The 26,408-nt window shown below is 53.2% G+C and carries 18 protein-coding genes and 1 pseudogene; 12 read left to right on the top strand and 7 right to left on the bottom strand.

Annotated elements, in window-relative coordinates; translation table 11 throughout:
- The first annotated feature begins 278 nt into the window (after positions 1-278).
- On the top strand, positions 279-1,682 hold the full coding sequence (gene fumC / locus IPJ96_13240) for a class II fumarate hydratase (protein ID MBK7911293.1): 1,404 nt from the start codon (positions 279-281) through the stop codon (positions 1,680-1,682).
- Between the two features lie 75 nt (positions 1,683-1,757).
- On the opposite strand, the gene IPJ96_13235 is transcribed toward fumC, so the two are convergent.
- From IPJ96_13235 to feoB, 4 genes are all read right to left on the bottom strand, one after another.
- On the bottom strand, positions 1,758-2,843 hold the full coding sequence (locus tag IPJ96_13235; protein MBK7911292.1) for an NTP transferase domain-containing protein: 1,086 nt from the start codon (positions 2,841-2,843) through the stop codon (positions 1,758-1,760).
- A 38-nt stretch (positions 2,844-2,881) separates the two neighbouring features.
- Positions 2,882-4,123: a pyridoxal phosphate-dependent aminotransferase gene (locus IPJ96_13230; GenBank protein MBK7911291.1), complete on the bottom strand. Its 1,242-nt coding sequence runs from the start codon at positions 4,121-4,123 to the stop codon at positions 2,882-2,884.
- A 125-nt stretch (positions 4,124-4,248) separates the two neighbouring features.
- On the bottom strand, positions 4,249-4,905 hold the full coding sequence (locus tag IPJ96_13225) for a sprT domain-containing protein (protein ID MBK7911290.1): 657 nt from the start codon (positions 4,903-4,905) through the stop codon (positions 4,249-4,251).
- 24 nt (positions 4,906-4,929) lie between these two features.
- Positions 4,930-7,212, bottom strand: a complete 2,283-nt coding sequence (gene feoB / locus IPJ96_13220; protein ID MBK7911289.1) for a ferrous iron transport protein B — start codon at positions 7,210-7,212, stop codon at positions 4,930-4,932.
- 429 nt (positions 7,213-7,641) lie between these two features.
- On the opposite strand from feoB, the gene IPJ96_13215 reads away from it, so the two are divergent.
- Together IPJ96_13215 and IPJ96_13210 are read left to right on the top strand one after the other, a co-directional pair.
- Complete coding sequence (locus IPJ96_13215) at positions 7,642-8,382, top strand: ABC transporter permease (protein ID MBK7911288.1); 741 nt, start codon at positions 7,642-7,644, stop codon at positions 8,380-8,382.
- The gene (locus IPJ96_13210) at positions 8,379-9,128 is read left to right on the top strand and encodes an ATP-binding cassette domain-containing protein (GenBank protein MBK7911287.1); all 750 of its coding nucleotides are present in this window, start codon (positions 8,379-8,381) and stop codon (positions 9,126-9,128) included. Before IPJ96_13215 ends, IPJ96_13210 begins: the two co-directional genes overlap by 4 nt.
- 288 nt (positions 9,129-9,416) lie before the next feature.
- Here IPJ96_13210 and IPJ96_13205 read toward each other — a convergent pair whose 3' ends face one another.
- Together IPJ96_13205 and gcvP are read right to left on the bottom strand one after the other, a co-directional pair.
- The gene (locus IPJ96_13205) at positions 9,417-11,261 is read right to left on the bottom strand and encodes a T9SS type A sorting domain-containing protein (GenBank protein ID MBK7911286.1); all 1,845 of its coding nucleotides are present in this window, start codon (positions 11,259-11,261) and stop codon (positions 9,417-9,419) included.
- Between the two features lie 208 nt (positions 11,262-11,469).
- A complete protein-coding gene (gene gcvP / locus IPJ96_13200; GenBank protein MBK7911285.1) occupies positions 11,470-14,334 on the bottom strand; it encodes an aminomethyl-transferring glycine dehydrogenase in 2,865 nt (954 codons plus the stop codon).
- 121 nt (positions 14,335-14,455) lie between these two features.
- On the opposite strand from gcvP, the gene IPJ96_13195 reads away from it, so the two are divergent.
- From IPJ96_13195 to IPJ96_13185, 3 genes are read left to right on the top strand one after another with little or no spacing between them, the layout of a single operon-like run.
- Positions 14,456-15,049 (top strand): hypothetical protein, encoded by a 594-nt coding sequence (locus tag IPJ96_13195; GenBank protein ID MBK7911284.1) that lies wholly within the window; start codon positions 14,456-14,458, stop codon positions 15,047-15,049.
- On the top strand, positions 15,049-15,909 hold the full coding sequence (locus IPJ96_13190; GenBank protein MBK7911283.1) for a hypothetical protein: 861 nt from the start codon (positions 15,049-15,051) through the stop codon (positions 15,907-15,909). Before IPJ96_13195 ends, IPJ96_13190 begins: the two co-directional genes overlap by 1 nt.
- Positions 15,906-16,328, top strand: coding sequence for a hypothetical protein (locus tag IPJ96_13185; GenBank protein ID MBK7911282.1), 423 nt, complete (start codon positions 15,906-15,908; stop codon positions 16,326-16,328). The genes IPJ96_13190 and IPJ96_13185 overlap by 4 nt, the downstream gene beginning before the upstream one ends.
- Here IPJ96_13185 and hemL read toward each other — a convergent pair.
- Entirely contained in the window at positions 16,308-17,621 is a 1,314-nt protein-coding gene (gene hemL / locus IPJ96_13180; protein MBK7911281.1) for a glutamate-1-semialdehyde 2,1-aminomutase, read from the bottom strand. The genes IPJ96_13185 and hemL overlap by 21 nt on opposite strands.
- Before the next feature lie 69 nt (positions 17,622-17,690).
- On the opposite strand from hemL, the gene kynU reads away from it, so the two are divergent.
- From kynU to IPJ96_13150, 6 genes and pseudogenes are all read left to right on the top strand, one after another.
- A complete protein-coding gene (gene kynU, locus IPJ96_13175) occupies positions 17,691-18,974 on the top strand; it encodes a kynureninase (GenBank protein ID MBK7911280.1) in 1,284 nt (427 codons plus the stop codon).
- 25 nt (positions 18,975-18,999) lie between these two features.
- A pseudogene (locus tag IPJ96_13170) lies at positions 19,000-20,348 on the top strand (FAD-dependent monooxygenase).
- 6 nt (positions 20,349-20,354) lie between these two features.
- Positions 20,355-21,014, top strand: coding sequence for a hypothetical protein (locus IPJ96_13165; protein MBK7911279.1), 660 nt, complete (start codon positions 20,355-20,357; stop codon positions 21,012-21,014).
- Positions 21,015-21,486: 472 nt separating this feature from the next.
- Positions 21,487-21,957 (top strand): hypothetical protein, encoded by a 471-nt coding sequence (locus tag IPJ96_13160; GenBank protein MBK7911278.1) that lies wholly within the window; start codon positions 21,487-21,489, stop codon positions 21,955-21,957.
- A 25-nt stretch (positions 21,958-21,982) separates the two neighbouring features.
- On the top strand, positions 21,983-24,736 hold the full coding sequence (locus tag IPJ96_13155; GenBank protein MBK7911277.1) for a S8 family peptidase: 2,754 nt from the start codon (positions 21,983-21,985) through the stop codon (positions 24,734-24,736).
- Positions 24,737-24,804: 68 nt separating this feature from the next.
- Complete coding sequence (locus IPJ96_13150; GenBank protein MBK7911276.1) at positions 24,805-26,217, top strand: hypothetical protein; 1,413 nt, start codon at positions 24,805-24,807, stop codon at positions 26,215-26,217.
- Positions 26,218-26,408 lie beyond the last annotated feature (191 nt).

Raw genomic sequence — 26,408 nt, 5'->3', positions numbered from 1 at the left:
AATAGCGAATAGCGAATAGTAAATAGTGAATAGTGAATAGTGAATAGTGAATATTGAATCCTGCCCGCCGAAGCTTTAGCGTAGGCGGGAGTGAACAGTGAACAGTGAACAGTGAACAGTGAACAGTGAACAGTGAACAGTGAACAGTAAACAGTAAGCTGAGTTGAGCCAATAGCGATTAGTCAATAGCTTATCGTGAGCACTAAAAAGTAGATGGGTTATCGGGTTCAGCAACTCGAAACTCGAAACCCGAAACCCGAAACCCGGAACACCAAACCATGCAATCCTACCGTAAAGAAAAAGACACCATGGGTGTCGTGGAAGTGCCCGCGAATGTTTACTGGGGCGCTCAGACGCAGCGTTCGATCGATAATTTCCGGATCGCGCAGGATATCAACCGCATGCCGAAGGAGATCGTGCGCGCGTTCGCCTACCTCAAAAAAGCTGCGGCTTTGGCTAACCTTGATGCCGGCGTATTACCCAAAGAGAAATGCGACCTCATCGGACAGGTCTGCGACGAGATCCTGGCGGGTAAGCTGGACGATCAGTTCCCGCTGGTCGTGTGGCAGACCGGCTCCGGTACGCAGTCGAACATGAACGTGAACGAGGTGGTCGCCTACCGCGCACACGTCATCAGCGGCGGTCAGCTCACCGACGAGAAGAAAGCCGTGCACCCGAACGACGACGTGAACAAGTCGCAGTCGTCGAACGATACCTTCCCGACTGCCATGCACATCGCCGCCTACAAGATCCTGATGGATGTGACCATCCCGGGCATCGAGAAGCTGCGCGATACCCTCGCGGCGAAGGCGAAGGAATACAAGAACATCGTGAAGATCGGTCGTACCCACCTCATGGATGCGACCCCGCTGACGCTCGGACAGGAGATCTCCGGTTACGTCTCCCAGCTCGAACACGGCCTGCGCGCGATCCGGCATACGCTGCCCCACCTGGCCGAACTGGCACTGGGCGGAACGGCCGTCGGTACGGGGATCAACACACCCAAAGGCTACGATGTCAACGTAGCGAAGCACATCGCGAAGCTGACCGGCCTGCCGTTCGTCACCGCCGAGAACAAGTTCGAAGCGCTGGCCGCGCACGACGCGATCGTGGAAGCCCACGGTGCTCTGAAGACCGTCGCTTGTTCCCTGATGAAGATCGCCAACGACATCCGCCTGCTGGCCTCGGGCCCGCGCTGCGGCATCGGCGAACTGCACATCCCGGACAACGAGCCCGGCTCTTCCATCATGCCGGGAAAGGTCAACCCGACCCAGTGCGAGGCCATGACCATGGTCGCCGCGCAGGTGCTGGGCAACGATGTAGCGATCAACATCGGTGGCGCCACCGGACACTTCGAGCTGAACGTGTTCAAACCGGTGATGATCTATAACTTCCTGCACTCCGCCCGCCTGATCGGCGACGTCTGCGTCTCCTTCAACGACAAATGCGCCGTCGGCATCGAACCGATCCGCGAGAATATCGAGAAGAACCTCATGAACTCGCTCATGCTGGTAACGTCACTCAACACGAAGATCGGCTACTACAAGGCAGCCGAGATCGCACAGACCGCGCACAAGAAAGGCCTTACGCTGAAGCAGGCCGCGATCGAACTCGGGCATCTCACTTCCGAACAGTTTGATGAATGGGTCAAGCCGGAGGAGATGGTGGGTGAGAATAAGTGATCCCGGAGACGAATGAAATAAGAAAGGCTGTCGATTCGCGACAGCCTTTCTTATTTCATCGATCTGGCAAGGATATCAAACGAACTTATCCCCCTTCTTGATCTTCACATCATTCACCAGGTTGCGCACCTGTTGTTCGTCGTCTTTGGGGCAGATGAGCAGGACATCGTCGGCATATACGACGATGTAATTCTCCAGGCCCTGGATGACGGCCAGTTTGTCTTTCGGGAAATTGACGATGCAATTGGAGGTGCGGTCCAGCATCACATGCGGGCCGACCACGGCGTTGCCGGCGGGGTCTTTCGGCAGCTCTTCGTACAGGGATTTCCAGGTCCCCAGATCGCTCCAGCCGAATTCGGCGCTCAGGACATAAACGTTTTTCGCTTTTTCCAGAATACCGTAGTCGATCGAGATATTGGTGCACAATTCGTAGGTCTTGCGCAGGAAGTCCGCTTCACCGGGTGTATTGTAAATGCCCTTGCCTTCCTCGAAGAGGTGGTACATATCGGGCAAATGCTGCTGGAAGGCTTTGAGAATGGATTGGAGGTTCCAGAGGAAGATCCCGGCGTTCCAGACGAACTCGCCGCTCTTGAGAAAGAACTTCGCCATCTCCAGGTTCGGCTTTTCGGTGAAGGTCTTGACCTTGCTGATCCGGAACTTGTCGTCCCCGCCCTCTTCCTGGAACTGGATGTAACCATAGCCGGTATCCGGACGACTGGGATGAATGCCGATCGTGAGGAGGCTGTCGTTGCCGGCGGTGAAAGCAAGCCCTTTGGTCAGCGCCGCGTGAAAGGATGCTTCGTCGTGGATGATGTGGTCCGAAGGCGCCACGATCATGTTCGCGTCCGGATTGCGCTCGGCGATCTTGAAGGCCGCGTAAGCGATGCAGGGCGCGGTGTTGCGGCGCTGCGGCTCGGCCAGGACCTGCGACTTCGGCACTTCCGGTACCTGCTGGTACACATGCTCGAGGTAGCTGTCGTTGGTGACGATGTAGATGTTCTCCACCGGACAGATCGACCGGAAACGATCAAACGTCTGCTGGATCAGTGTCTTGCCTGTGCCCAGGATGTCAAGAAACTGTTTTGGGAAATTATTCCGGCTCATGGGCCAGAAGCGGCTGCCAATGCCGCCGGCCATGATGATGCAGTAATTGTTCTTCATCTCAATTGCTTATTCCCCGGTACGCGACCGAAGAAAGATTAAGCCAGCGCCTTGAGTACGCGGCGCAGGGTGGAAAATACTTCACCGATCTCGTGCTTGTTGCACGTGCCCACCGACAAGCGGTACCAGTTCGAATCGTCCGAAGCTCCGAACGCGGAGAACGGAACGAGTGCAAGCTTCGCTTCGTCGAGAATATGCTGGGTGACGGCTTTTTGATTGTTCAGCACACGGCCGTCGGGTGTTTTCTTACCGACGAGTTCGAACTGAACGGTCAGGTAAATGGCGGCCTGAGGTGGAATCGCATTCACCGAAAATCCTTCCTTACGCAGTTCCAGGAAGCCGTGGTAGAATCCGTCGAGCCGCTCGGAGATCTCGCCTTTGAAGGAGGTAACGAAGCGGTCCATCGCGGAACGGTTGCTCATGTACTTGCCCGAAGCGACCTGCTCCGCTTTCGGGGCCCAGGCGCCGACGTGCGAGAGGATCGCCTTCATCTTGTCGATGATGCGTTGCGGACCGAAGGACCAGCCGACCCGGATGCCGGTAGCGGCGAGCGACTTCGACAGGCCGTCGACGAAGATGGTGTAATCGCGCAACTCCGGACGCAGGCTGACCGGGTTGTAGTGTTCCGTCTTTCCAAAGGTCAGCACCCAGTAGATCTGGTCGTACATGAGGTACAAGGGCTTCGCGTCGGGGCCGCGGCGTTTGTTTTCTTCCACGACCAGGTCGCAGATCGCCAGCAGTTGCTCTTTGCTGAAGACCGTGCCCGTCGGGTTGAGCGGCGAACAAAGTGCAAGCAGGGTGGCGCCGGCCAGATGGGGCCGCAACTCCTCGGCCGTAGGCATGAAGTTGTTCTCCGGCCGGGTCTCGACGAATACGGCTTTCGCGCGTGAGAGGTGGGTGTAGTGGTTGTTGTTCCAGGACGGTACCGGGAAAATGACCGTGTCGCCCGGATCCAGGAGTGTCAGATACGTGGCGTAGATGAGCGGGCGCGCGCCGCCGGAGATGAGCACCTCGTCGGCCGTATAGTTCAGACCTTCGTAGTCGCGCAGGAATTCCGCAACGGTTTTCCGGAGCTCCGGCATTCCGTTGGCTGCGGGATAGTTCGTATGGTGTTGCTCGTAGGCGCGAATGATCTCGTCGTTGAGCTCGGAAGGGATCGGGAAGATCTTCGGGTCAAAATCGCCGATGGTATAGTTGAAGATCCGTTCTCCGTTTCGGATCTTTTCGTTGATCTCCGCTGCCAGCTTGATGATCTCGGAACCGATCAGGTTTTCCGCCATATCGGAAACCGGAAGGTGAACGGCCGTGGCTTGCGTGGTGTTTGCCATGCTACTTTGGTTGTAGCGCAAAGTTAGCCAAATATGCGAATGAGTGCCGCGCTGGGAGCGGGAAATGGCGCTGTGGATCAACTCGTTGCGGAGGCCGCCGGAGGTGCTTCCTGCAGCGGCAGAACTTCCGCGATTGCGCTCACCAGGTACTCTCTTCCGCTGTCGGTTTCGAAGCACCGGAAGCGGGACCGCAGGCGGGGACCCTTTTCAAATCGCAGCCGGCTGCGTTCTCCGGCAAGTTTGAAGCGCGAACCTTCCGGGAGGTCCTCCAGGTGAACGATTGTGTCGTTTCCGCGTTCATCGTGCTTGCGCAAGGCCCGCATCAATCCGGGATCGCTGCAACTGGACGCGCCGGGATCGCGGAGATAGGCATAAACGAACTGCGCGAGCTCGGGAGGGAAAATGCCTCGATCAAGAAATGGGAGGAGCAGTTCACGGAAATGGTGCTTCCACTCCCGCCCGTGCGGCTCGTGCCGGTGGCCATAGCGTTCGTAGCAGACCAGGTGCGCGACTTCGTGCGTGAAGGTGATCAGGAAGGCGAACGGATTCAGGTCGTGGTTGACCGTGATCTGGTGTCCGTTACCGGTGGGATGCGGACGGTAGTCGCCAAGCTTGGAAGCCCGCATGCCGGTGATCCGCAAGTGGATGTTCTTGTGTACGATCCAACTCGCGCATTCGCGGACACATTCCGCAGGGAGATATTTCGCGAGTACGCTTTCGATCGTGACCGACATCCGCGCAAAAATACGAAGCGGAAATTAAGGCTTGAGCAACTGATAAGCGATCAGGCTGGCCAGGTAGGCCATGCCGCTCATGTACACGACCTGGAAGACCGGATACTTCAATCGTCGTGTCTCCCGGAACACTGTGGCCACCGTGCTCATGCACTGCATGGCGAAGGCGTAAAACAACATCAGCGAAAGCCCGACCGCCAGGGTATACCGCGGCCCGCCGGTGTCGGGATTGATCTCTCCCCGCATCTTCTGCTTGACCGTCATCGAAGCGGATTCTTCATCACCCACGCTGTAGATCGTCGACATGGTCCCCACGAATACCTCCCGCGCCGCGAAGGAGGTGATGAGCGCGATGCCGATCTTCCAGTCGAAGCCCAGCGGCTTGATGACGGGTTCGATGAAATGTCCGAGGCGACCGGCATAGGAGGTTTCCAGCTTCTCGGTCTGGATCCGGTGTTCGAGCTCTTCCGCGGGTAGCAATTGTCTCATCTTCTCGGTCCGGTAGGTTGCTTCGATTTGTTCAAAAGCGTTACCGGGCGCGAAGGAGGAAAGGAACCAGAGCACGATGGAGATCGCGATGATGATCTTACCGGCATCAAAGAGGAAGATCTTCACCTTTTCCAGGATGTGCAGGAAAACGGTCGAGAAGCGCGGTAAGCGATACAGCGGCATTTCCATCACGAAGAAACTGCGTTCCTTCGAACGCAGCATGTACTTGAAGACCAAGGCCGCGAAAAGAGCAGATACGAAACCGAGCAGGTAAAGACCCATGAGCACCAGTCCCTGCATGCTCATGCCCAGCATGAGATCATTCGGTATGACCAGGGCGATCAGGAGTGTATAGACGGGCAAACGCGCGGAGCAACTCATCAGCGGCGTCACGAGGATCGTGATCAGCCGCTCTTTCCGGTTCTGGATCGTGCGGGTGCTCATCAGCGCCGGTACGGCACAAGCCACACCGCTCATCAGCGGGATCATGGATTTCCCGTTGAGCCCGAACCGCCGCATCAGACGGTCCATGAGGAACGAGACCCGCGCCATGTAGCCCGAATCTTCCAGGATGGCGACGAAGAAAAAGAGCAGGGCGATCTGCGGGATGAAGACCACGATACCGTTCAAGCCGGCGAGGATGCCGTCGATGAGCAGATCGGTCAGCAGACCCGGCGCCATGTTGTCGTGCAGCCGCTGGCTCAGGGTCGCGAAGCCCCGGTCGATGAGGTCCATCGGATAGGTCGCCCAGGCGAAGATGGCCTGGAAGATGAGGAAGAGGATGAACAGGAAGATCAGATAGCCGAACACCCGGTGGGTGAGGATGGAGTCGATCTTGTATGTGCCCGATTTGCGGACCGGATGTTCTTCCGATCGTACACATTCTTGCAGGATGTTGGTGATCGCCTTGTATCGTTCCAGCGATTCCCGTGCCTGCATCTGTTGCGGGTCGTAGCCGAACTGCTGGCAGGCTTCGCGGATCTTTTCGCGTTTGAACTCCGGCAGCGCGAAGGTCTCGATCAGTCCGAGGTTGTTGGCTACGAGGAAGGCGTTGTAATCGCTGTTGACGCGCACTTCCTCGCGGATGCGATCCACCAGTTGCGGAGCGAACGCGCGCGTGTCGAGGAAGAAGGCATTCGAGACAGGCTGGGCGGATACGATCGCACGCTTCAGTTCTTCCAGGCCGTCGCTGCGCCGTGCATTCATCGGAACGATGGTCACGCCCAGTTTTTTCGAAAGACAATCCAGGTCAATGTCCGTTCCGCGCGCGCGCACGATATCCATCATGTTGATCACCAGGATCACGCGGATGCGCAGGTCGATCAGTTGCGAGCAAAGGAAGAGGTTGCGCTTCAGGTTGGTGCCGTCGGCTACGACGATCGACAGGTCCGGGTGCAGTTCGTGGTCCGGGTTGCACAACAATTGGAACGGGATCTGTTCGTCGGGCGACTTGGGGTAAAGCGAATACGTACCGGGAAGATCAATGAACTCGCAGTTCACGGCTTCTCCGCTTTCACTGCGAATGACGGTCGTGCCGGTGCGCTTGTCGACTGTGACACCGGGGAAATTGGCGACCTTTTGGTTCAGCCCTGTCAGGGCATTGAATACGGTACTCTTCCCCGAATTGGGGTTACCGATCAAGGCTATTTTCAAGTTGTTCGACAAGGGCTGTAAGGTACTCTTCAGGAGATCAATCGGACGCGAACCGTGGCGGCTTCGTCCTTTCGCAGGCTGAGTTGATAACCCGAAACGGCAATGGCAATGGGGTCGCCGAAAGGAGCGATGCGCAGCACTTCCACCACCTCTCCCGGGATGCATCCCATTTCAAGGAGTTTAAGCGAAAGCGCGTAGTCGGTGAAACTCTCCACGACGCCTTTCTGGCCCCTTTTAAGCTGGGATAAGTAGCGGTTTTCTGCCCCCATCGTTATTTAGAATGAATTTAAATAGGGGGATAAAAGTAGGGTTATTCCTCGAAAAACAGCATTACAAACGTCATATAAACCTTAATTCCTCCAATAAACTGCCGATCAACCGTGTTTGATCCGGTTTTCGGCGCTTCCGAAGCGGGGACAATCACATTTCTTCTTAAAAATGCCGCAACCGCTGGAGAGCAGGAGGACCAGAGACAACAGGAAGAACGACCGGCGACGGAGCATACAGCGAAGGTACATACACAACGGTTTGTTGATTGGCGAATTGTGCTGGAATGTTCACAGATTCGCTTTTCGTATTTTTGGCCCGCGGCGTATGAATTGGATGTTTCACATGGGCAGGTACTGGTCTTTCATCAGGGACCTGCTGAGTAAACCGGAGAAGTTCTCAATCTACTGGAAGCAGTTGGTCCGTGAACTGGACAACTTCGGTTGGGGATCACTGGGCATTGTGGCCCTGGTTTCGGTCTTCATGGGCGCCGTAATCACGATCCAGACGGTTTACAACCTGGTCAATCCCCTGGTGCCGATGTCGGCGGTCGGCATCGTCGCCCGCGATTCCATCATTCTCGAATTCTCTCCCACCATGATCTGCCTGGTACTGGCCGGTAAGATCGGTTCCAGCATCGCTTCGGAGATCGGTACCATGCGGGTCACCGAACAGATCGATGCCCTGGAGATCATGGGCATCAATTCGGCAGCCTATCTCGTGTTACCCAAGATCGTGGCCGCGATCATGATCTTCCCCTTCGTTGTCTCGATATCCATGTTTCTGGGTGTCGCCGGTGGCTGGGTGGCCGGCACTGCGGCGGGTGTGATCTCATCCGCCGATTACATCACCGGTTTGCAGGATCAGTTCGTGCCTTTCAACGTGGTGTTCGCGATCATCAAGACGGTGACGTTTGCCTATATCATCACCACCGTTGCCGCCTACCATGGTTACCATACCGCCGGTGGCGCGCTCGAAGTCGGACAATCCAGCACCCAGGGTGTGGTCTACAGCAGTATCCTCATTCTCATTTTCGACTACATCCTCACTCAGCTCATCCTGACATGATCGAGATCCGGAACATATCGAAGAGTTTTTCCGGAAGGTCGATCCTCAGCAACGTGAGTACCGTTTTCGAGAAAGGGCACATCAACCTGGTCATTGGTGGCTCCGGTTCCGGGAAGACGGTCATGATGAAATGCATGGTCGGCCTCGAAGAAGTCGACAGTGGCGAGATCGTCTACGACGGTCACATTTTTTCCGGACTCGGCAAAAAGGAGCGGAAGCCCTTTCGCCAGGATATCGGCATGGTCTTCCAGGGAGGAGCCTTGTTCGATTCGCTGACGGTGGAACAGAATGTCATGTTCCCCCTGAACATGTTCACCGATCAAACGCTTGAAGAGAAACGCGAACGAGTGCAGTTCTGCCTCAACCGGGTCAATCTTCCGCAGGCCAGCAAACTCACGCCGTCGGAGCTGAGCGGCGGAATGAAAAAGCGTGTAGCCATCGCGCGCGCGATCGCTCCGAATCCGAAATACCTTTTCTGCGATGAACCCAATTCGGGCCTCGATCCGCGTACGTCGATCGTCATCGACAACCTGATCAAGGAAATCACCGAGGAGTTCAACATCACCACGATCGTCAACACACACGACATGAACTCCGTGTTGGAGATCGGGGACAAGATCCTGTACTTGCACAAAGGGCAAAAGTGGTGGGAGGGAACCGTCGAAGACATCCTCCGCACCGACAACCCCGAACTCAACGACTTCATCTTCGCCTCCAAGCTGGCCAAAGGAATCAAGAAAGTTTGAGGGTTTCCAGTTTCGAGTTTCCAGTTTCCTGCCTCCGCTCAAGCTTCGGCAGGCAGACGCGTTTCGGGTTTCGGTTTTTTTATTTGATTAATAGTATGTGGAAGTATCGCTTCTTGCTTCTCGTCCCACGTCCCTCGGTCTCGGTCTCGGTCTCGGTCTCGGTCTCGGTCTCGGTCTAGCCCCTCGTCCCTCGTCCTTCGTCCTTCGTCCCTCGTCCCTCGCCCCTCGTCCCTATAAAAAAAAGGGCCACCCTCCCGGGCAGCCCTTTTCAGCTATTCGAGGAATCGATTACTTGTTCGAAACCATGATGTTCTTGGTCATCACGCCGTTCGCGGTTTGTACGCGTACGGTGTAGATGCCGTCAGCCTGGTTGCGGAGATCGATCTTCGCGTTGTCCAGAGCGGAGAAGGTGTTGGTGTAAACGATCTGGCCCATGGTGTTGCTCACGGTTACCAGCGCGTCTTTCTCAGCACCGTTGTTGGTCATGATGAAGACGTAACCTTTCGACGGGTTCGGGAACACGGTGATGTTCTTGTTCAGTTCGACGTTGTTCACGCCAACCAGGGTCGAAGACGGGTTGTTCGGACGGAGGATGAACGAGAGTTCAAACACGGTCTCGAGAGCGGTCCATGCGCCGCCGGCAACCTGGAAGAAACCGGTGTTCGGGGTGAAGTAACCGCTCGAAGCGCCGAGGGTGATGTTGTTCGTGCTTTGCTGGTTGACAGCTACGAAATACTGGCCAGGGATCACGTTGATAGCGGAAAGGAACGGAAGCGTGATGAAAGCGCCACCGGTGTCATCCGCCGAGATGGTGTAGTTGCCGGTTCCGCCAATGACCAGGCTCGGTTCGCCAGCGCTAACCGTGAACACGTCGACAGACATTACATCACCCAGCGTGGCGGCATCCAGGAAGAAGGAAACCGAGGTGAGTGAAGAAGCCTGGATGATATCGAACATGTGTCCGAGGTAACCGGTGTTGCCGTTGAAACCGAAGCCGCCGAGGTAGGTAGCAGCGTCGAAGAAGGTCTCATCGCGCGCGTAGGTGGAATCGTCAACGTAAACGAATGAGTAGGTCGTATCGTTCGAGGTGTTGGCGTCCGGATCGGTCATCGAACATACATACTGGATGTAATAGATGCCGGTATCGGCCGGGGTGAAGCTGGTTGCGGTGCTCAGCAGCGCCGTGGTGTCGCCGGATGCAAGGCTGGATGCCGTGCTGGTGGCTCCGGTGAAGACGTTGTTCAGGTTGGCATCGAAAATGTCGATGGTCACACCAACGTTGGTGGCAACAGCGCCGCCGTTGTTGACTACACGGGCAGCCAGGGTCAACGGGGTAACCTGCAGGATCGGGGTCGAGCTGTACTGGCTCGGGTTAGCGGTCTCGGCAATACCGATGTCGTTGGCAGGGATGTCTTCGATCGCGACATCGTCAACCATCCACGCGTAAGCGCAGCCGGCACTGGGATCCAGCGTAGCCGGAGAGTAGAACTGGAAGCGAACGCGTACCTGGGAAGAACCGGCAGCAACGCTGGTGATGTCGATGGAAACCACGTCCGGGTTCGACTCGGAACCGAACGGAGCGTTGTTCGAGTTGAAGTTGTTGTTCACCGTGTTGGCGTTGACCGAGTATTGGGTCCAGGTGGTGCCGCCGTCATTGGATACGAACACGTAGGTGGAGTCGAAGAAACGACGGTAGTACTGCTCGAATACCAGACGAGCGGAAGTAGTGCCGCTCAGGTCGATGTTGTTGGCAAGCGTGAGCTCAGCAACCTGATCGCCGCTGCACAGCAGGTCGGAATCGAACATGGCGAAACCGTTGGCTGCGGAGGTAGAGTTGATCGGATCGATCGCGAACGAACCACTCGGGCCGTTGACGCCGATGACCCAGTTATCCGTACCAACCGAAGCGGATAGGGTCCAGTTTGCCGGGACGCTGAAATCATCCGACCATAAGGTGGTAGCGGTGCGCTGGATGGAAGCGGAGTGCTTCTTCAGCGGATTAGCCTGACGGGCAACAGCAACGTTCGAGGAACGCGCGTGGTTTTTGCCAGTCGAAGCCTTACGTGACAGTTGCGCGGATGCGGCGAGGCCGAGCGCTACGGCAACGGTCAGGAGAAAGTAGAACTTTTTCATGATGTTGGTTAAGGTTAGACACTAAGTATAAGGACGACAAATGTACTCATCCGGCGGGGTTCCGCAAATGTGCTTTCTCGCTAATTATTATCCACAAGGTCAGCCTATTGCAACATTGCCGGGTTCGAATTCCGGCCTCCCCGGAAAATACCCGTTTCAAATGAAAAAAGCCCGGAAATACCGGGCTTTCGAGCTGTATGGGTTGCGTTTACGCTACCACGTCTTCATACGCTTCCATGGGCGGACAAGCACAAACCAGGTTGCGATCACCATAGGCGTTGTCGACCCGTCCGACCGATGGCCAGAATTTATGCGCTGCCACATAAGGTAGCGGGAAGGCGGCTTCCTGCCGGCTGTAGGTGTGCGACCAGTTGTCACGAGTCACTTCGTGCATGGTATGCGGAGCATTTTTCAGGACGTTGTCCTTCCGGTCCGCCGAACCGTTTTCTACAGCCTGGATTTCCTTCCGGATGCTCAACAAAGCGTCACAGAAGCGATCCAATTCATCCTTCGGTTCGCTCTCCGTGGGTTCGATCATGATCGTGCCCGGTACCGGGAACGACATCGTCGGTGCATGGAAGCCGTAATCCATCAGGCGCTTGGCGATGTCTTCCACTTCAATTCCCGCCTGTTTGAAGGAACGGCAGTCGATGATCATCTCGTGCGCGACCCGGCCGTGCGATCCGACGTAAAGAACCTGGAAGTCCCGCTCCAGGCGCGACTTCATGTAGTTCGCGTTCAGGATCGCGTAGCGGGTGGCGTCGGTGACTCCGTCCGGACCCAGCATGCGGATATAGGCATACGAGATCAGGAGTATGCTCGCGCTGCCCCAGGGTGCCGCGGATACGGCCGGTGTATTGCCGCCCATCTTGACAACAGGATGTCCGGGCAGGAACGGAGCGAGGTGTTTGGCCACGCCGATCGGGCCCATGCCGGGGCCGCCACCGCCATGTGGAATGGCGAAGGTTTTGTGCAGGTTGAGGTGACAGACGTCCGCGCCGATGGTGGCGGGATTCGTCAGACCAACTTGCGCGTTCATGTTCGCGCCATCCATGTAAACCTGTCCGCCGCACTCATGAACGATCTGCGTGATCTCGCGGATCGCTTCTTCGAATACTCCGTGCGTCGACGGATAGGTCACCATCAAGGCGGATAGGTTCGCTTTGTGCTGTTCAGCCTTCGCGCGCAAGTCGGCGACGTCGATGTTTCCATGATCGTCGCATTTTACGACTACGACCTTCATCCCGGCCATTACTGCACTGGCGGGGTTGGTGCCATGCGCGGAGGAAGGGATGAGCACAATATCGCGGTGTTGGTCGCCACGCGAATAATGATAGGCGCGGATCACCATCAGGCCCGCGTATTCGCCCTGTGCGCCCGAGTTGGGTTGCAGCGAAACCGCATCGAAGCCGGTGATCTCGCACAGCCATTGTTCGAGCTCGCGGGTGATCTGCTGGTAACCGGCGGTTTGCGAAGCCGGTGCGAACGGGTGGATGCTGTTGAAAGCCGCCCAGCTTACCGGCGCCATTTCAGCCGTAGCATTCAGCTTCATGGTGCAGGATCCGAGCGCGATCATCGAGTGGTTGAGCGAAAGATCCTTGTTCTCCAGGGCGGTGATATAGCGAAGCATTTCATGCTCCGAATGGTGTTTGTTGAAGACCGGGTGCGTGAGATAGTCGGAACGGCGGGAAAGATCGCCGGTGATAACATCCGCCGGAACGGTGCCGTTCGGTCCGGCATATGCCTTGCCGGCAACGGCCGCGAATACGTTCAGCAGTTGGTGCAAATCTTCCCCTGAAGTGGTCTCGTCGATGCTCACACCCACGCGCTCACCGTCGATGCGGCGAAGATTGATACGTCCTTCTTCGGCTTTCCGGTGCAAGGCATCCGTATGCTTTCCGGTATGAATGACGACCGTATCGAAATAGGTACGGGTTTCGATCGTGTACCCGAGCTTGGAAGCTTCGTGAACGAAACGACGGGTCTTATCGTGGATGTCCTGTGCGATGGCACGGATACCGTCGGGACCGTGGTACACCGCGTACATCCCCGCCATAACGGCCAACAACACCTGCGCGGTGCAGATGTTCGAAGTGGCCTTGTCCCGACGGATGTGCTGTTCGCGCGTCTGAAGCGCCATGCGCAACGCACGGTGACCATGACTGTCGATCGAAACACCAATGATACGGCCGGGCATTTCGCGTTTGTAGCTTTCGCGGGAAGCGAAATAAGCGGCGTGCGGACCGCCGAAGCCCATCGGAACCCCGAAGCGTTGGGTATTCCCATAGACCACATCGGCCCCCCATTCGCCCGGAGGTGTTACAAGCGCCAAGGCCATTAAGTCGGCACCAAGAGCAACCTGAATGCCGGCCGCATGCGCCGAGTGGATAAGGGACCGGTAGTCGTTGACTTCACCGTTCAGGTCGGGATATTGCAGGATCACGCCGAACACGGCCGGATCAGCCTTGAATGCGGAAGCGTCGCCGATGACGAGTTCGATGCCGAGTGGCTCGGAACGGGTCTTCAGAACGTCGAGGGTTTGCGGCAGACAGGTTTGGGAAACAAATAGTTTGTTCGCGTTACGGGCGGCTACTTCTTTCGGGCGCGAAGCATAGAACATGTGCATAGCTTCCGCCGCGGCAGTCGCCTCATCCAGCAGGGACGCGTTCGCGATCTCCATGCCGGTGAGGTCGATGATCATGGTCTGGAAATTCAACAGGGCTTCCAGACGCCCCTGCGCGATCTCCGCCTGATAAGGCGTATAGGCGGTATACCAACCCGGGTTTTCCAGGATGTTGCGTTGAATGACACCCGGTACGATGGTGTCGTAATAGCCCATCCCGATATACGACTTGAACACCTGGTTCTTCGCAGCGATCGATTGCAATTCGCGGAGGAACTCGTGCTCCTTAAGGGCAGCCGGCAGGCGCAGAGCCTTTGGCAAACGGATGCTGGCGGGAACGGTTTCGGCGATCAGTTGGTCCAGGGAGCCGACGCCGATACTCTTGAGCATGGTGTTGACATCCTGCGGTCGCGGACCCAGATGGCGGGCGGAAAACGGACGATTGGACATGATGGACAGGTCAGTGATTTTGCGGTGCAAAGGTAAGGAATCCGGGGGACCGGTAGGGTATGACCCTGGTAACCCGGAACCACTGGTTTTTTCTTAACTTTGAAAGCTTGCCTTCCTTCCTATGAGATTCCTTTCCGGGCTGTTGCTCATTTTTCTCCTCACCTCCGTACCGGCCCTCGCGCAGGATACACTGCTCCTGATCAACGGTAAAACAATGATCGTCAAATCCGTCGACCTGAAGGATTTTACAATCGCGTACCGGACGCTGGGTAAGAACCGCTTACGTACCATTGACCCGTACCGGGTGTTTTCCATCTCCTATGCCGACGGGACGGAACGTGTGATCTATGAACGCGATAGCCTGGATCCGGTGGATTTCTCGGTGGAGCAAATGCGCATGTTCATCCGGGGCGAGCAGGATGCCGACCGATATTATAAGAACACGACCAATAAAGTCGCGGCTTTTCTCATTGGCGGCGGCGCCTCTTACTTTACGATCTATGGTTTGGTAATTCCACCCTTGTATGCCACCATTATCGGTTCCTTTTCACCACGCATTGAGAAGTATCAGACCGACATCAACCTGCTGAATGTTTCCGAATACCGGGAGGGCTACGAACGTAAAGCGAGGGACCGGAAGATCCGGAATGCATTGATCGGTGGCATGGCCGGCTTTGTAACCGGCTTTGTGGTGCTGAACCTGGCCAATAATTGATGGAACTGCTGAAAAGGATCGGCGAACGTTTCCTTTACAGCCACCTCTTCCTCGGGCTTTGCGCCGCCTCCATGGTGCAGTCGACCCGCCTCTTGTTCCAATTGCCGTTGTCACTGACACCGGTCACCGTACTGGTTTTCTTACTGACGGTTTCCTACTACAACCTGCATAAGTACGCGGGCCACCTTTCCCTGCATTCTCCGGGTATGTTCTTCAGGTCCTGCATCCGGGCCCCGGTCCGACCCCTCGACCGGTGGTTATTCCTCATCGCGATACTCTGGCTGCCGGTTCTTTTTTATAAGTCTGGCTGGCTGATCAGCCTCGTCAGTATGGTCATGGCAACGGTTTCGCTGGCTTATTCCGTTCCGGCTATCCCGCTCGCCGGAGGAAAAAGACGGTTGCGGGAATTGGTCTACCTCAAATTATCCGTGCTTTCTTTCGTTTGGGCTGTGATGACGGTCACCCTCCCGCTGCTGGAATCCGGGATACCCCTCTCCGATACGCGTCCGATATTGCTGACGGTCAACGTCGCTGGCTTTATCTACCTGCTCTGTATTCCGTTCGAATTGCGCGACATCAAAAAGGAGCAGGAGAAGGGAGTCTTGACATTTGCCGTACTACACGGCGAATGGTTTACCCGTTGGGTGGCGTATGGTATCGCTCTTCTTTTGATCGCGTTGCAGCATGTTCCGGGTTATCTTGAACCAAGGCAATCCTGGCTGCTGAGCGTCGTTGTCGCCTTGTCCGTGGTTTGGATACCCTTGAAGCACCCGCTTCCGCAACGCTGGTTTTACAAAGGTGTGGTGGATGGCATGATGCTGCTGCGTTTTTTTGTATTATATTTATTCAGCAAGCTATGAGAGACTATTCACCCAAGGTGTTCGAGCAATTGCTCCTGCTGGTACGCGATGAGGACGTGGAGGCACGGGCCTGGCTGGATCGTGAAGGTTATCCCGAACTGCCGCATTTCTGGGACGCGTTGGAGAATGTGGAACGCTCGTTCAAATGGTTGATGGAAAACCGTTTTCCGGAACTCGCCGCGACCGTTGACGCCATGAATGGCAACGACAAAGCCAAAGTGTGGTTACTCTCGAACCGGCAGCGGGAACTGGCGGCTTTTGTAGATGCCTGCAACGGTCAGGCCGGAGCCGTTCAGTGGCTCATCAAGGCCGGTGAAAAAGGCTTGTTGCTCATCGCAAGAGAATTGGATGAACGAAGGAAAAAACGCGATAAGAATTTCTTCTGGAGCCTGATCAATTTAGGCAACCCCTTCCGCTGAGCGGTTGAAGACCGCCGCGAGCGCAGCTTCGATAAGACCGGCCGCTTCCGACAGCACCGCTTCCGTATGAGCGGAGGACACGAATCCTACTTCATAGCCCGATGGGCCAAGGTAGATGCCGCGTTCCAATAACACTTTGTGCAATGCCCGGAAATGCTCCATGCTCTTCGGATCGATCTCGTCCGAAGAACGGATTGCTTCCTTCGCCGTGAAAGCAAACCAGAAAATGGAGCCGATACTGAATACCTTGAACGGGATTTGCTGAGCGACGGCAAAGCGGTTGAGTCGGCCTACGAATGCTTCCGTTCGCTGCGCCTGGTCCTGGTAAAAATCCGGTTGAAGACATTCGGTCAGTTGTGCACGACCGGCAGCCATCGCCACCGGGTTGCCACTCAGGGTGCCGGCCTGATAGACGTCGCCTTCCGGCGCGATGTGTCGCATGATGTCCCGGCTTGCACCATAGGCTCCGACCGGCATTCCGCCGCCGATGATCTTTCCATAGGTGATGATGTCGGGTCGAATGTCATAGTAGCCCGCGGCACCGCTGAAGCCGACGCGGAATCCGGAGATCACTTCGTCGAAGATCAACAGGATGCCGTGGCGCCGGGTAATATCCCGGAGGAATTCCAGGTACTCTTTCGTCTGCAACAGCAAGCCGTTGTTAGCGGGGATCGGTTCAATGATCACCGCCGCGATGTCGTGCGCATAATCCGAGATCGCTACTTCAAGAGCGCGGCGGTCGTTTAACGGAACAACGATGGTGTCGTTGGCTACCGCTTCCGGAATACCGGCAGAGGAAGAGATTCCGAACGTGGAAAGGCCACTACCGGCTTTGACCAATAAGGCGTCGACGTGACCGTGATAGCATCCTTCGAACTTGATAACGAGGGGGCGTCCGGTAACACCTCGAGCCAGCCGTATCGCCGACATCACCGCTTCCGTGCCGGAGCTCACGAACCGGATCATCTCGATGTACCGGTTGTTTTCCAGGATGAGCTTGGCCAGCTCGTTCTCCTTGCGCGTCGGCGCGCCGAAGGAAGTGCCCAGGCCGACTGCATCGACGATCGCTTCCCGTACTTTAGCATGATTGTGACCGAGGATCAGTGGCCCCCAGGAACAACAGAAATCGATGTAGCGCTGCCCATCCGCGTCCCAGACATGACAACCATCACCTTTTTCGAAAAACAAAGGTGTTCCACCAACCGATCGGAAAGCACGGACTGGGGAGTTGACTCCTCCGGGAAAATATCGTTTGGCCTCTTCGAAGAGGGCTTCGGATTGCTGACGTTGCATATTGCAGGATCTCGCGAAATGAAGTAATCTCGCTGTCGCAAAGGTCGGAAAGAAATCCGGAACGCCTTTATGTCCCGATTCGAGAATTCACTGGATTTCGCAAGAAGATGCGATGCTGCAGACCCCTTGCGGTTGCTACGCGAAGAGTTTTATTTTCCGGTCTTTGGCGACCAGCCGGCAGTATACTTTGCCGGTAATTCATTGGGACTCCAACCCCGGTCTACCCAGGATTACATCGTCGACGATCTGGAGGACTGGGCCAACCTTGGTGTCGAAGGCCACTTCCACGCACGGCATCCCTGGTTCCGTTATCAGGACTTCCTGACCGACCAGCTTGCTCAATTGCTGGGTGCGAAACCTGTCGAAGTCGTTTCCATGGGATCGCTGACCTCCAACCTGCATTTGCTGTTGGTCTCCTTCTACCGTCCTACTTCGAAGCGGTACAAGATCATGGTGGAATACGACGCGTTTCCATCGGATCTGTACGCGGTTGAAACGCAAGCGCGGTATCATGGATTCGATCCCGAAGACGCGGTCATTTACCTCCAACCACGCGAAGGCGAACACACCCTCCGTCACGAAGATATTCTTGCGTCGATCCGCGAACACGGGGAATCGCTGGCAACGGTTATGCTGGGTGCCGTGAACTATTACACCGGACAGTTCTTCGATCTTGCCGGTATCACGACTGCTGCGCACGCGGTGGGCGCGACTTGCGGTTTCAACCTGGCTCATGCTACGGGCAATGTGCCCTTGTCTTTACACGCCTGGAACGTCGACTATGCCTGTTTCTGCTCTTACAAATACCTGAACGCGGGCCCCGGTGGTGTTTCAGGAATCTTCGTGCACGAGCGCTTCGCCGACGATGCTGCACTGCCGCGCCTGGCCGGCTGGTGGGGCAACGATCCTGATTCGCGCTTCAAGATGCCGCGAAATTTCACGCCGGCACGGGGAGCGCGCTCCTGGCAGCAAAGCAACGCCCCGGTCTTTTCGATGGCGGCTCTGCGCGCATCGCTCGATGTGTTCTCAAAGGCCGGCATGATGGAACCGCTGCGCAGGAAAAGCCTGGAACTGACCGGTTACCTGGAGTACATCATAACGCAGGTGAATCGTCAGCACCAAATTCCGCCCGTTACGATCATCACACCATCCGAACCGGCGCGACGTGGTTGCCAACTCTCCATGATCGTTCGCCCGAACGGTCGGAAAGTGTTCGAGGCCTTACAAGCACACGGGGTCATCGTCGACTGGCGCGAGCCCGACGTGATCCGTGCGGCCCCCGTGCCGCTCTATAACTCCTTCGAAGACGTGTACCGCTTTGGTCAGCTCCTGGAATCCGCCCTCGGCGGCTGACTGACCAAGCCATCCCGATAGCATCATGCCCGCAAAGAAGCACATCACCCTGCTGGGTGCCGGATTGGTCGGCTCCCTCTTGTCCATCTACCTCGTCCGCCGCGGCTACAAGGTCACCGTGTACGAACGCCGCCCCGACATGCGGCAGGCCAACATCTCCGCGGGCAAGTCGATCAACCTCGCGCTCTCCGACCGCGGCTGGCGAGGCCTGAAGGGCGTGGGCATCGAGGAAGCGATCCGCAAGGTGGCCATCCCCATGCACGGCCGCATGCTGCATCCGGTGCAGGGCGAGCTCGGCTACCAGCGCTACGGCGAAGAAGGCCAGGCGATCTACGCCGCCAGTCGGGGCCTCCTCAACTGCGAGCTGATGACCCTCGCCGAGCAGTCGGGCGCGACCATCCACTTCAACCAGCGCTGCACCGGCATCGACCTGAACACGGCCACCGCCCGCTTCGAGCATACGCAGACGAAGCAGGAGAGTACCGTGACCGCCGACCTCGTCTTCGGCTCCGACGGCGCCTTCTCCGCCGCGCGCCTTCAGATGCAGCTCTCCACCGACCGCTTCGAGTACAAGCAGCACTACCTCGACCACGCCTACAAGGAACTCTACATCCCGCCGGCCGAGGGCGGCGGCTTCCGCATGGAGAAGCACGCCCTGCACATCTGGCCCCGCGGCGGCTACATGCTCATCGCCCTGCCCAACCTCGACGGCAGCTTCACCTGCACGCTCTTCTTCCCCTTCGAGGGCAAGGAGTCGTTCGCCAGCCTGCAATCGAAGGACGACGTGATGGCCTTCTTCCACCGGGTGTTCCCCGACGCGGTGCCGCTGATGCCGACGCTCGCCGAGGACTTCTTCGCCAACCCCACCAGCTCGCTGGTGACCGTGAAGTGTTATCCTGGACCTACAAAGACAAGCTCGCGCTGATCGGCGACGCCGCGCACGCCATCGTGCCCTTCTACGGGCAGGGCATGAACTGCGGGTTCGAGGACTGCACCGTGCTGAACGCCCTGCTCGACGAGCACGGCGACGACTGGGACAAGGTGTTGCCGGCCTACCAGCAGGCGCGTAAGCCCAACGGCGACGCGATCGCGGACCTCGCCATCCTCAACTTCGTAGAAATGCGCGACCGGGTAGGGGACCCGCGCTTCCTCCTGCAGAAGAAGATCGAAGCCCGGATCCACGAGCGGCATCCCGACAAATGGCTGCCGCTGTATGCGCAGGTCACCTTCAGCGACATCCCGTACAGCGTGGCCCTGGCCAACGGGCTGCGGCAGGAAGAAGTGATGGCGCGCGTGATGGCCCTGCCCGACATCGACCGGCGCTGGGATTCACCCGAAGTGGAACGCATGGTGCTGGAGGCCATCGCCGGTTAAGTGAACATGCGCGCGCACAGTCCGCTGCGGGAAGCCTGGAGAAGCCGTTGGCGCCTGCCCGCGTTCCGGTACCTGTTCCTGGCCTGCCTCGCTTTGCTGGCGGCCATGCCCGTCTTTTTTCATTGGTTCTTCGGCTACATCGAAGCCCGCACGGGCGACCGCTGGTCCGACCCGCTGCTGGAAACGCTGCCGGGCCGCGACGTCTCCTGGGTCGTCTTCTTTTTCCTGTATTCCGGCGTGCTGCTGGGCCTCGCCCGGCTGCGGGCCTTGCCCGACCGGCTGTTGTTGGCCATACAGACCTACCTGGGCGTGAACCTGCTCCGGGTCCTCAGCCTCAGCCTGATCCCACTGGAGCCGCCCGTCGGCTACATCCCGCTCCAGGAGCCCTTCGTGCAGCTCTTCACGCCGGGCGGCACCATCATCTCCAAAGACCTCTTTTTCTCGGGCCACGTCTCCACCATCCTCGCCTTCTACCTCGCCCTCCCCAAAGGCACCGCCCGCCAATACCTCCTGCTCTGCACAGGCTTCGTCTCCATCGGCGTCCTCCTCCAACACGTGCACTACACCGTAGACGTCCTGGCCGCCTTTCTGGGGACTTTTTTGAGCTATCGGGCGGGGGTGTGGGTGCAGCGCTATCTCGGCCTTGCGCATCCGCCGGTTGCCTAATCCCTTGCAGGTGTATTTTCCCTGCAAGCAAGCCGCCGCCACCACAAACCCAAACCATCACCGCCTTCGCCAAGCCATGCTTCCAGGAGGATAAAGCGAAGTCCCCTTTGAGGATAATACGTACTTCTTTTATCTTTCAAAAACTTGTATTTTAGGGTGCAATCGAAAAAAGTAGAGGGATAAAGCGAAGGGTTGTTTCGTTTAATATAGAGTTACCAGCAACCCTAAAAACGACAGTGCAACCTTGACAATGATGAGACATATACAAGCAGTCAATTTCTTTAACCGTATGGTGCGGACAACTTTCCGACACGATAAGCCGACCGCATCGTGTTTTAATTTTTTTTCCACCGCACGAAAAATTTTAAATTCGCAGCCTCACATTTGGCACATTGCCTTTTGTCCGACACACAATCCAACGCTTCACAAAAGCCAAAGAGCCAAATTTTATCAACACTCAAAATATACTAACATGGAAAGAAAATCTATTGGGACAATTTTTGTTTGCTTCTTACTTATTACTTCAGTGACCTTTTCCTGTAACGGAACCAAGCAGACCGCAACCCAGAAAAATGAAAAAGTCATCCAAACGGAATCATTACAAGTAACATACAACATATCTGCAAAAACCAGACAATTTCTAAATGAATTTGAAAAGGAACTTTCAGAAAGTAATAAAAATCTGAAAACATTTTCCCCTTCAAAAAAACTTATTGACGAATACAATATTAAACAAGTCAATGAAACATCTTTTTTGATAAGCGGCTTTATAAAAACTAATGAACATTTTGATAAATCAAATTTAGAAAAATCAGGAGTTACATTCGGTCAACCGTCTGGGCAAATAGTAACTGTAAATGTTCCACTTTATGTTTTACCCGATTTCCTTTCTGATAAAGGAATTGAATATTTTGAAATCTCAACTAAGGCTCAATCAAAATAATAATAACCAGTTAAAAATTATCACAATGAAAAAACACTTAACATTTCTCTTAGCAATTGTAACATTCAATGTAACTATTGCCCAAAATTTTGTTTCTCCAATTCAATTGCCAAAAAAGCAAGGTGAACCGAGAAAATCAAATCTTGAATTTTCGGCAAAAGGGATTTCACCTTTTACAGCGTTTTTAATTACAGATTTAAAAACACAAGAGAATATTTCTGGAAACAGAAATTATATGGACAGTTTATTAATTGAAAAATATGGCTTAAAGAACATAAACAACACGCTTTATGCAAATGCGTTTATTGTCGTTTCAGACAATTATAATCAAGAGGATCTTTCAGGATTAGGTTTTTTATCTGGTAGCCAGTCAGGAGAAATTATTACGGGTTTAATTCCTATTGAGAAAATCGCTGCAATTTCTAATTACAGTTCGGTTAAGTATATTCAGATTGGCGAACCCGCTAAACCTCTAATGGATGCAGCACGAGCAGCAACATGGGTTGATTGGGTTCATCAAGGTAATCAATTACCACAATCGTATAAAGGTAACGGTGTTGTTGTGGGCATTATTGATGGGGGTTTTGATTATACACATCCGAATTTTTATGACGGAACAGGTTCTAATAATTATAGGATTAAAAGAGTTTGGGAGCAAAATGGAACAGGAACGCCACCAAGCGGATTTTCTTATGGAAGGGAATTAGCAACACAAACAGCAATATTAAATGCTCAAACAAGTAGTGCAAATGGTTCGCATGGCTCGCATGTGGCAGGGATTGCAGCAGGAGCAGGCGGGGGTGCAAGTAACACCTATATAGGAGTTGCTCCAGAAAGCGATATTGTTCTTGTTGCATATAAAGGTTCAACAAATAATACTTCTGTGGCAGATGGAATTGCATACATTATAAACTATGCAAACTCAGTTGGTAAACCTTGCGTCATTAATATGAGTTTAGGGCAACATACTGGACCACACGATGGGACTTCGTTTTTAGATCAATATTGTGATGGAGTGGTTGGACAAGGGAAAATACTTGTTGGTGCAGCGGGTAACGAAGGTAGTAAGGCATTATACTATGGTAAATCCTATACATCTTCCGACACAGTATTATATTCCTTTGTTCAATTTCCTTATTCATCAAAAGGAACAAATGGGCAAACCAGTATAGATATTTGGGGTGTTCAAAGTCAAAATTTTTGGGTTGCTGTAAATATATACAATACAAATTCAAATTCTTTTGAGGATTGGACTCCTTACATATCGGCAAGTTCAAATACTGCTAATTCATATACATTATATGATGATGATACTTTTTCGCCAGATGCATGTTCTGTAACTATTGCAACAGAAATAAATGGCTTAAATAATAAGCCAAGAGCTTATGTAAGAATTGACCATACTGCTCAAGATGACAGTTACAGGTGGGCTATGATTGAAATTATCGCATATAATACACAAACAAAAATGTGGGCAGATGATATACAAAGTTCACCTGGACATGCAGAATTTACAAACTATGGCAAGGGTTATCCTTGGGTTAATGGTTCAACCAATTCAACCGTTGGTGAAATTGGCGGAACGGGAAATAATATAATTACTGTTGGAGCATACACGTCAAAAAGTTCATGGACTGCTTATAATGGTAGTAACCAATCAAGTGGAGCAACTAATGGTGCGATTGCAAACTTTTCAAGTAAAGGTCCAACTGCTGATGGCAGGACAAAACCAGATATTACAGCCCCGGGAGATGTTATTGTATCCTCTGTAAATCGTTTTGACAGCAATTATCCAAGTAGCAGCAATGATGTTGTTTCGGGAGTAACAAACGGAACCAATAATTGGTGGTTTGCAAAAATGCAAGGGACTTCAATGGCTTCGCCAATGGTTACAGGTATTTTAGCTCTGTGGTTACAAGCGTATCCGAATTTGACACCTGCACAAGCCAAAACTCTTTTGAAAGATAATGCATGGACTGACAGCTACACCGGGACAATTCCTGCAAATGGTAGTAATACTTGGGGCTGGGGTAAAATTGACGCACATGAAGGATTAAAGGACTTACTAACTAAAATACCACCACAACCGACAATTTCACCTGCGGGAACTGTTTCATTCTGTCAAGGGCAATCTGCAACATTATCTGCAACGAGTGGATATCCGACTTACCAATGGTCAAACAATGCAACTACTCAAACAATTAATGTTACGACAGCAGGTAATTTTTCAGTGAGGGTTACAAACAGTCAAGGATTTATTAGCCCATGGTCTGCTTCAAAAACAGTAACTGTAAATTCTAATCCACCTATCCCAACGATAACAGTAAATGGAAATTTATTAACATCAAGTTCAGCTACTGGCAATCAGTGGTATTTTAATGGGAACATAATATCTGGTGCTAATCAGCAAACATATACAGCACAGCAGACCGGCAATTATTATGTAATTGTTACAAATTCAAACAATTGTTCCAATCAATCCAGTTCCGTTTCTGTTACAGTAACAGGTATTGCCGAAAATAGCAATGCTTCATTTTTTGCAATTTATCCGAATCCTTCGAGTGGATTACTTAATATTCAATTTACAGGGACGGAGAGCAATATAAAAATTGAAATTTATGACTTTTCCGGCAGACAAGTTTATAATCATTTTATTCGCAACACACCGTCTGGACATATTGAAACTCTTGCTCTTGACAAGTATTCTGATGGTGTTTATAACCTGCGAATTGAAACTAATAATAATTCAAGTAATCATCGGTTAGTATTGACACGATAATTTTGGGCAATGAATAATCAAACGCAATAGTTACACACATTTGTAAGCCACTTAAAGTGAGAAACGGAATGACTTATGTTTATACCAAATATGGTGTTGTATATGCAGGTGCATTGTGGAATGAATTGCACTTGCGGGATTACACTATTATTATTCAGTTTTCAAAAATTAAGGACTACCGAGAGTTGCCTCACTCTGAAAAAACGATTGAAAAGATTTGTGAATACGGTTGGGTAGTTGCAAACGAAGCAGTTCAGAGTACAATTAACGGAGAAAATTTTGACCCGCAAGGCAACCATCAGCAAAGCGACACATGGTATGGAGATTACGGCAGGAAAGTAATGTTTGTGTTTGGTGCAGGTGCATCGGCTAATTGCGTTTACGGTAGCGATTGCGAAGATTTCAGAAGCGATGTTTTAAGACCGCCTTTAGGACCTTCTTTATTTGACAAACGGTTCAAAAATTATTATAGCCGATATAAAGGAGTAAAACAATCACTCACTTTTCTGCAAGGCGACAATCCTGACGTTGAGGAAATGTTTGAGCGGGAATGGAAAAACATTTCCAAAGAAAACAACTTAGCCGTAATGAAACGGCACATCAACATTCAGTATTACTTGCAGGAACTTTTGAGAGATATTTCGCAAAAAGTAACAGAAGAATATTTCGCCAAAAATCTTTATGCGAAGTTGGCAAACCAACTTCAAAAGATTTACGCAGCAAGTGTGAAAAATCATTACGGAAATCATTCGTGCAAAAAATTTGCGTTCGTTTCATTCAATCAGGATACCATTCTTGACGCATTTCTTTCAGAGCAATTTAATCAACCGCTTGCCTCGCTTGACGATTATGTGAATATAAATGAAAATGCTTTTTGTCTTTTCAAACCGCACGGTTCATGGAATTGGGGTTGGAAGTTTCCCGACAGTTCGATGTTTGGAGGCAAAACGGCTGACTGGCTGTTTGACAACAACAAGAATTTTTTCAATCTCTACTTTGAGTTGCTTGGCGACCATGTGAACATGATTGACTGGGCAACTTGGGGACTTGAAGCATCGCTCAATAAACATCATTTAGGCAGACACACCATTGACAAATCGCAACTGAAAATTATCGGCAGTGACAACTTGAATAATTACTATCCCGCATTGCTTCTTCCGTATCGGGACAAGGACGAGTTTACAATGCCATTGCGACACTTTAACAACATGCAGTTTTATTTCTCTCATGTGGAAACGCTAATCTTAATTGGATGGAAAGGAAATGAAGATGCTTTCAACAGACAGCTTTTGACACATGCACATAAAATTCGCAAAGTTGTTATCGCAGACCCAAATGACAAAATTGTTGCGGACAACTTGAAGGAACTTTTAAGCAGACCGAATATTGAAACAATAGTTTACAAAAACTTTGAAGACTTTGTAGAAAATGGAATTGAAAAAGAAATACAATATGCCAACGCAGAAAAAATACACTCTTAAAAACCGCTGCAAGCCAGCCCACGAACCAAAGCTTTTAAGAGAGTATTTTTTCGCCACGCAAGAAGAATTTTAAATTTTTTCCAACGCTTAAATAAAAAAATTAAAACACCCGACACGCAAGCCATGACAACAAAGTTTACAGCGGACAGACACCGACACAGCACGACAGAAAAAGAAGGGTATGCTGGTAA

Source organism: Bacteroidota bacterium (assembly GCA_016713765.1).
GTDB classification, from domain to species: Bacteria; Bacteroidota; Bacteroidia; order AKYH767-A; family 2013-40CM-41-45; genus Pollutiaquabacter; species Pollutiaquabacter aromativorans.
Note: the sequence above shows the minus strand (reverse complement) of the source record. Positions and strands in the feature narration are given on the sequence as shown.

Coding starts and splice junctions, on each gene's coding strand:
- IPJ96_13235 (MBK7911292.1), bottom strand. CDS start 2,843: ATGAAGAACAATTACTGCATCATCATGGCCGGCGGCATTGGCAGCCGC.
- IPJ96_13165 (MBK7911279.1), top strand. CDS start 20,355: ATGCGCGCGCACAGTCCGCTGCGGGAAGCCTGGAGAAGCCGTTGGCGC.
- IPJ96_13155 (MBK7911277.1), top strand. CDS start 21,983: ATGAAAAAACACTTAACATTTCTCTTAGCAATTGTAACATTCAATGTA.
- IPJ96_13160 (MBK7911278.1), top strand. CDS start 21,487: ATGGAAAGAAAATCTATTGGGACAATTTTTGTTTGCTTCTTACTTATT.
- IPJ96_13215 (MBK7911288.1), top strand. CDS start 7,642: ATGAATTGGATGTTTCACATGGGCAGGTACTGGTCTTTCATCAGGGAC.
- IPJ96_13225 (MBK7911290.1), bottom strand. CDS start 4,905: ATGTCGGTCACGATCGAAAGCGTACTCGCGAAATATCTCCCTGCGGAA.
- IPJ96_13210 (MBK7911287.1), top strand. CDS start 8,379: ATGATCGAGATCCGGAACATATCGAAGAGTTTTTCCGGAAGGTCGATC.
- feoB (MBK7911289.1), bottom strand. CDS start 7,212: ATGCATCCCGGGAGAGGTGGTGGAAGTGCTGCGCATCGCTCCTTTCGG.
- IPJ96_13205 (MBK7911286.1), bottom strand. CDS start 11,261: ATGAAAAAGTTCTACTTTCTCCTGACCGTTGCCGTAGCGCTCGGCCTC.
- IPJ96_13230 (MBK7911291.1), bottom strand. CDS start 4,123: ATGGCGGAAAACCTGATCGGTTCCGAGATCATCAAGCTGGCAGCGGAG.
- IPJ96_13150 (MBK7911276.1), top strand. CDS start 24,805: ATGACTTATGTTTATACCAAATATGGTGTTGTATATGCAGGTGCATTG.
- IPJ96_13195 (MBK7911284.1), top strand. CDS start 14,456: ATGAGATTCCTTTCCGGGCTGTTGCTCATTTTTCTCCTCACCTCCGTA.
- IPJ96_13185 (MBK7911282.1), top strand. CDS start 15,906: ATGAGAGACTATTCACCCAAGGTGTTCGAGCAATTGCTCCTGCTGGTA.
- kynU (MBK7911280.1), top strand. CDS start 17,691: ATGTCCCGATTCGAGAATTCACTGGATTTCGCAAGAAGATGCGATGCT.
- fumC (MBK7911293.1), top strand. CDS start 279: ATGCAATCCTACCGTAAAGAAAAAGACACCATGGGTGTCGTGGAAGTG.
- IPJ96_13190 (MBK7911283.1), top strand. CDS start 15,049: ATGGAACTGCTGAAAAGGATCGGCGAACGTTTCCTTTACAGCCACCTC.
- gcvP (MBK7911285.1), bottom strand. CDS start 14,334: ATGTCCAATCGTCCGTTTTCCGCCCGCCATCTGGGTCCGCGACCGCAG.
- hemL (MBK7911281.1), bottom strand. CDS start 17,621: ATGCAACGTCAGCAATCCGAAGCCCTCTTCGAAGAGGCCAAACGATAT.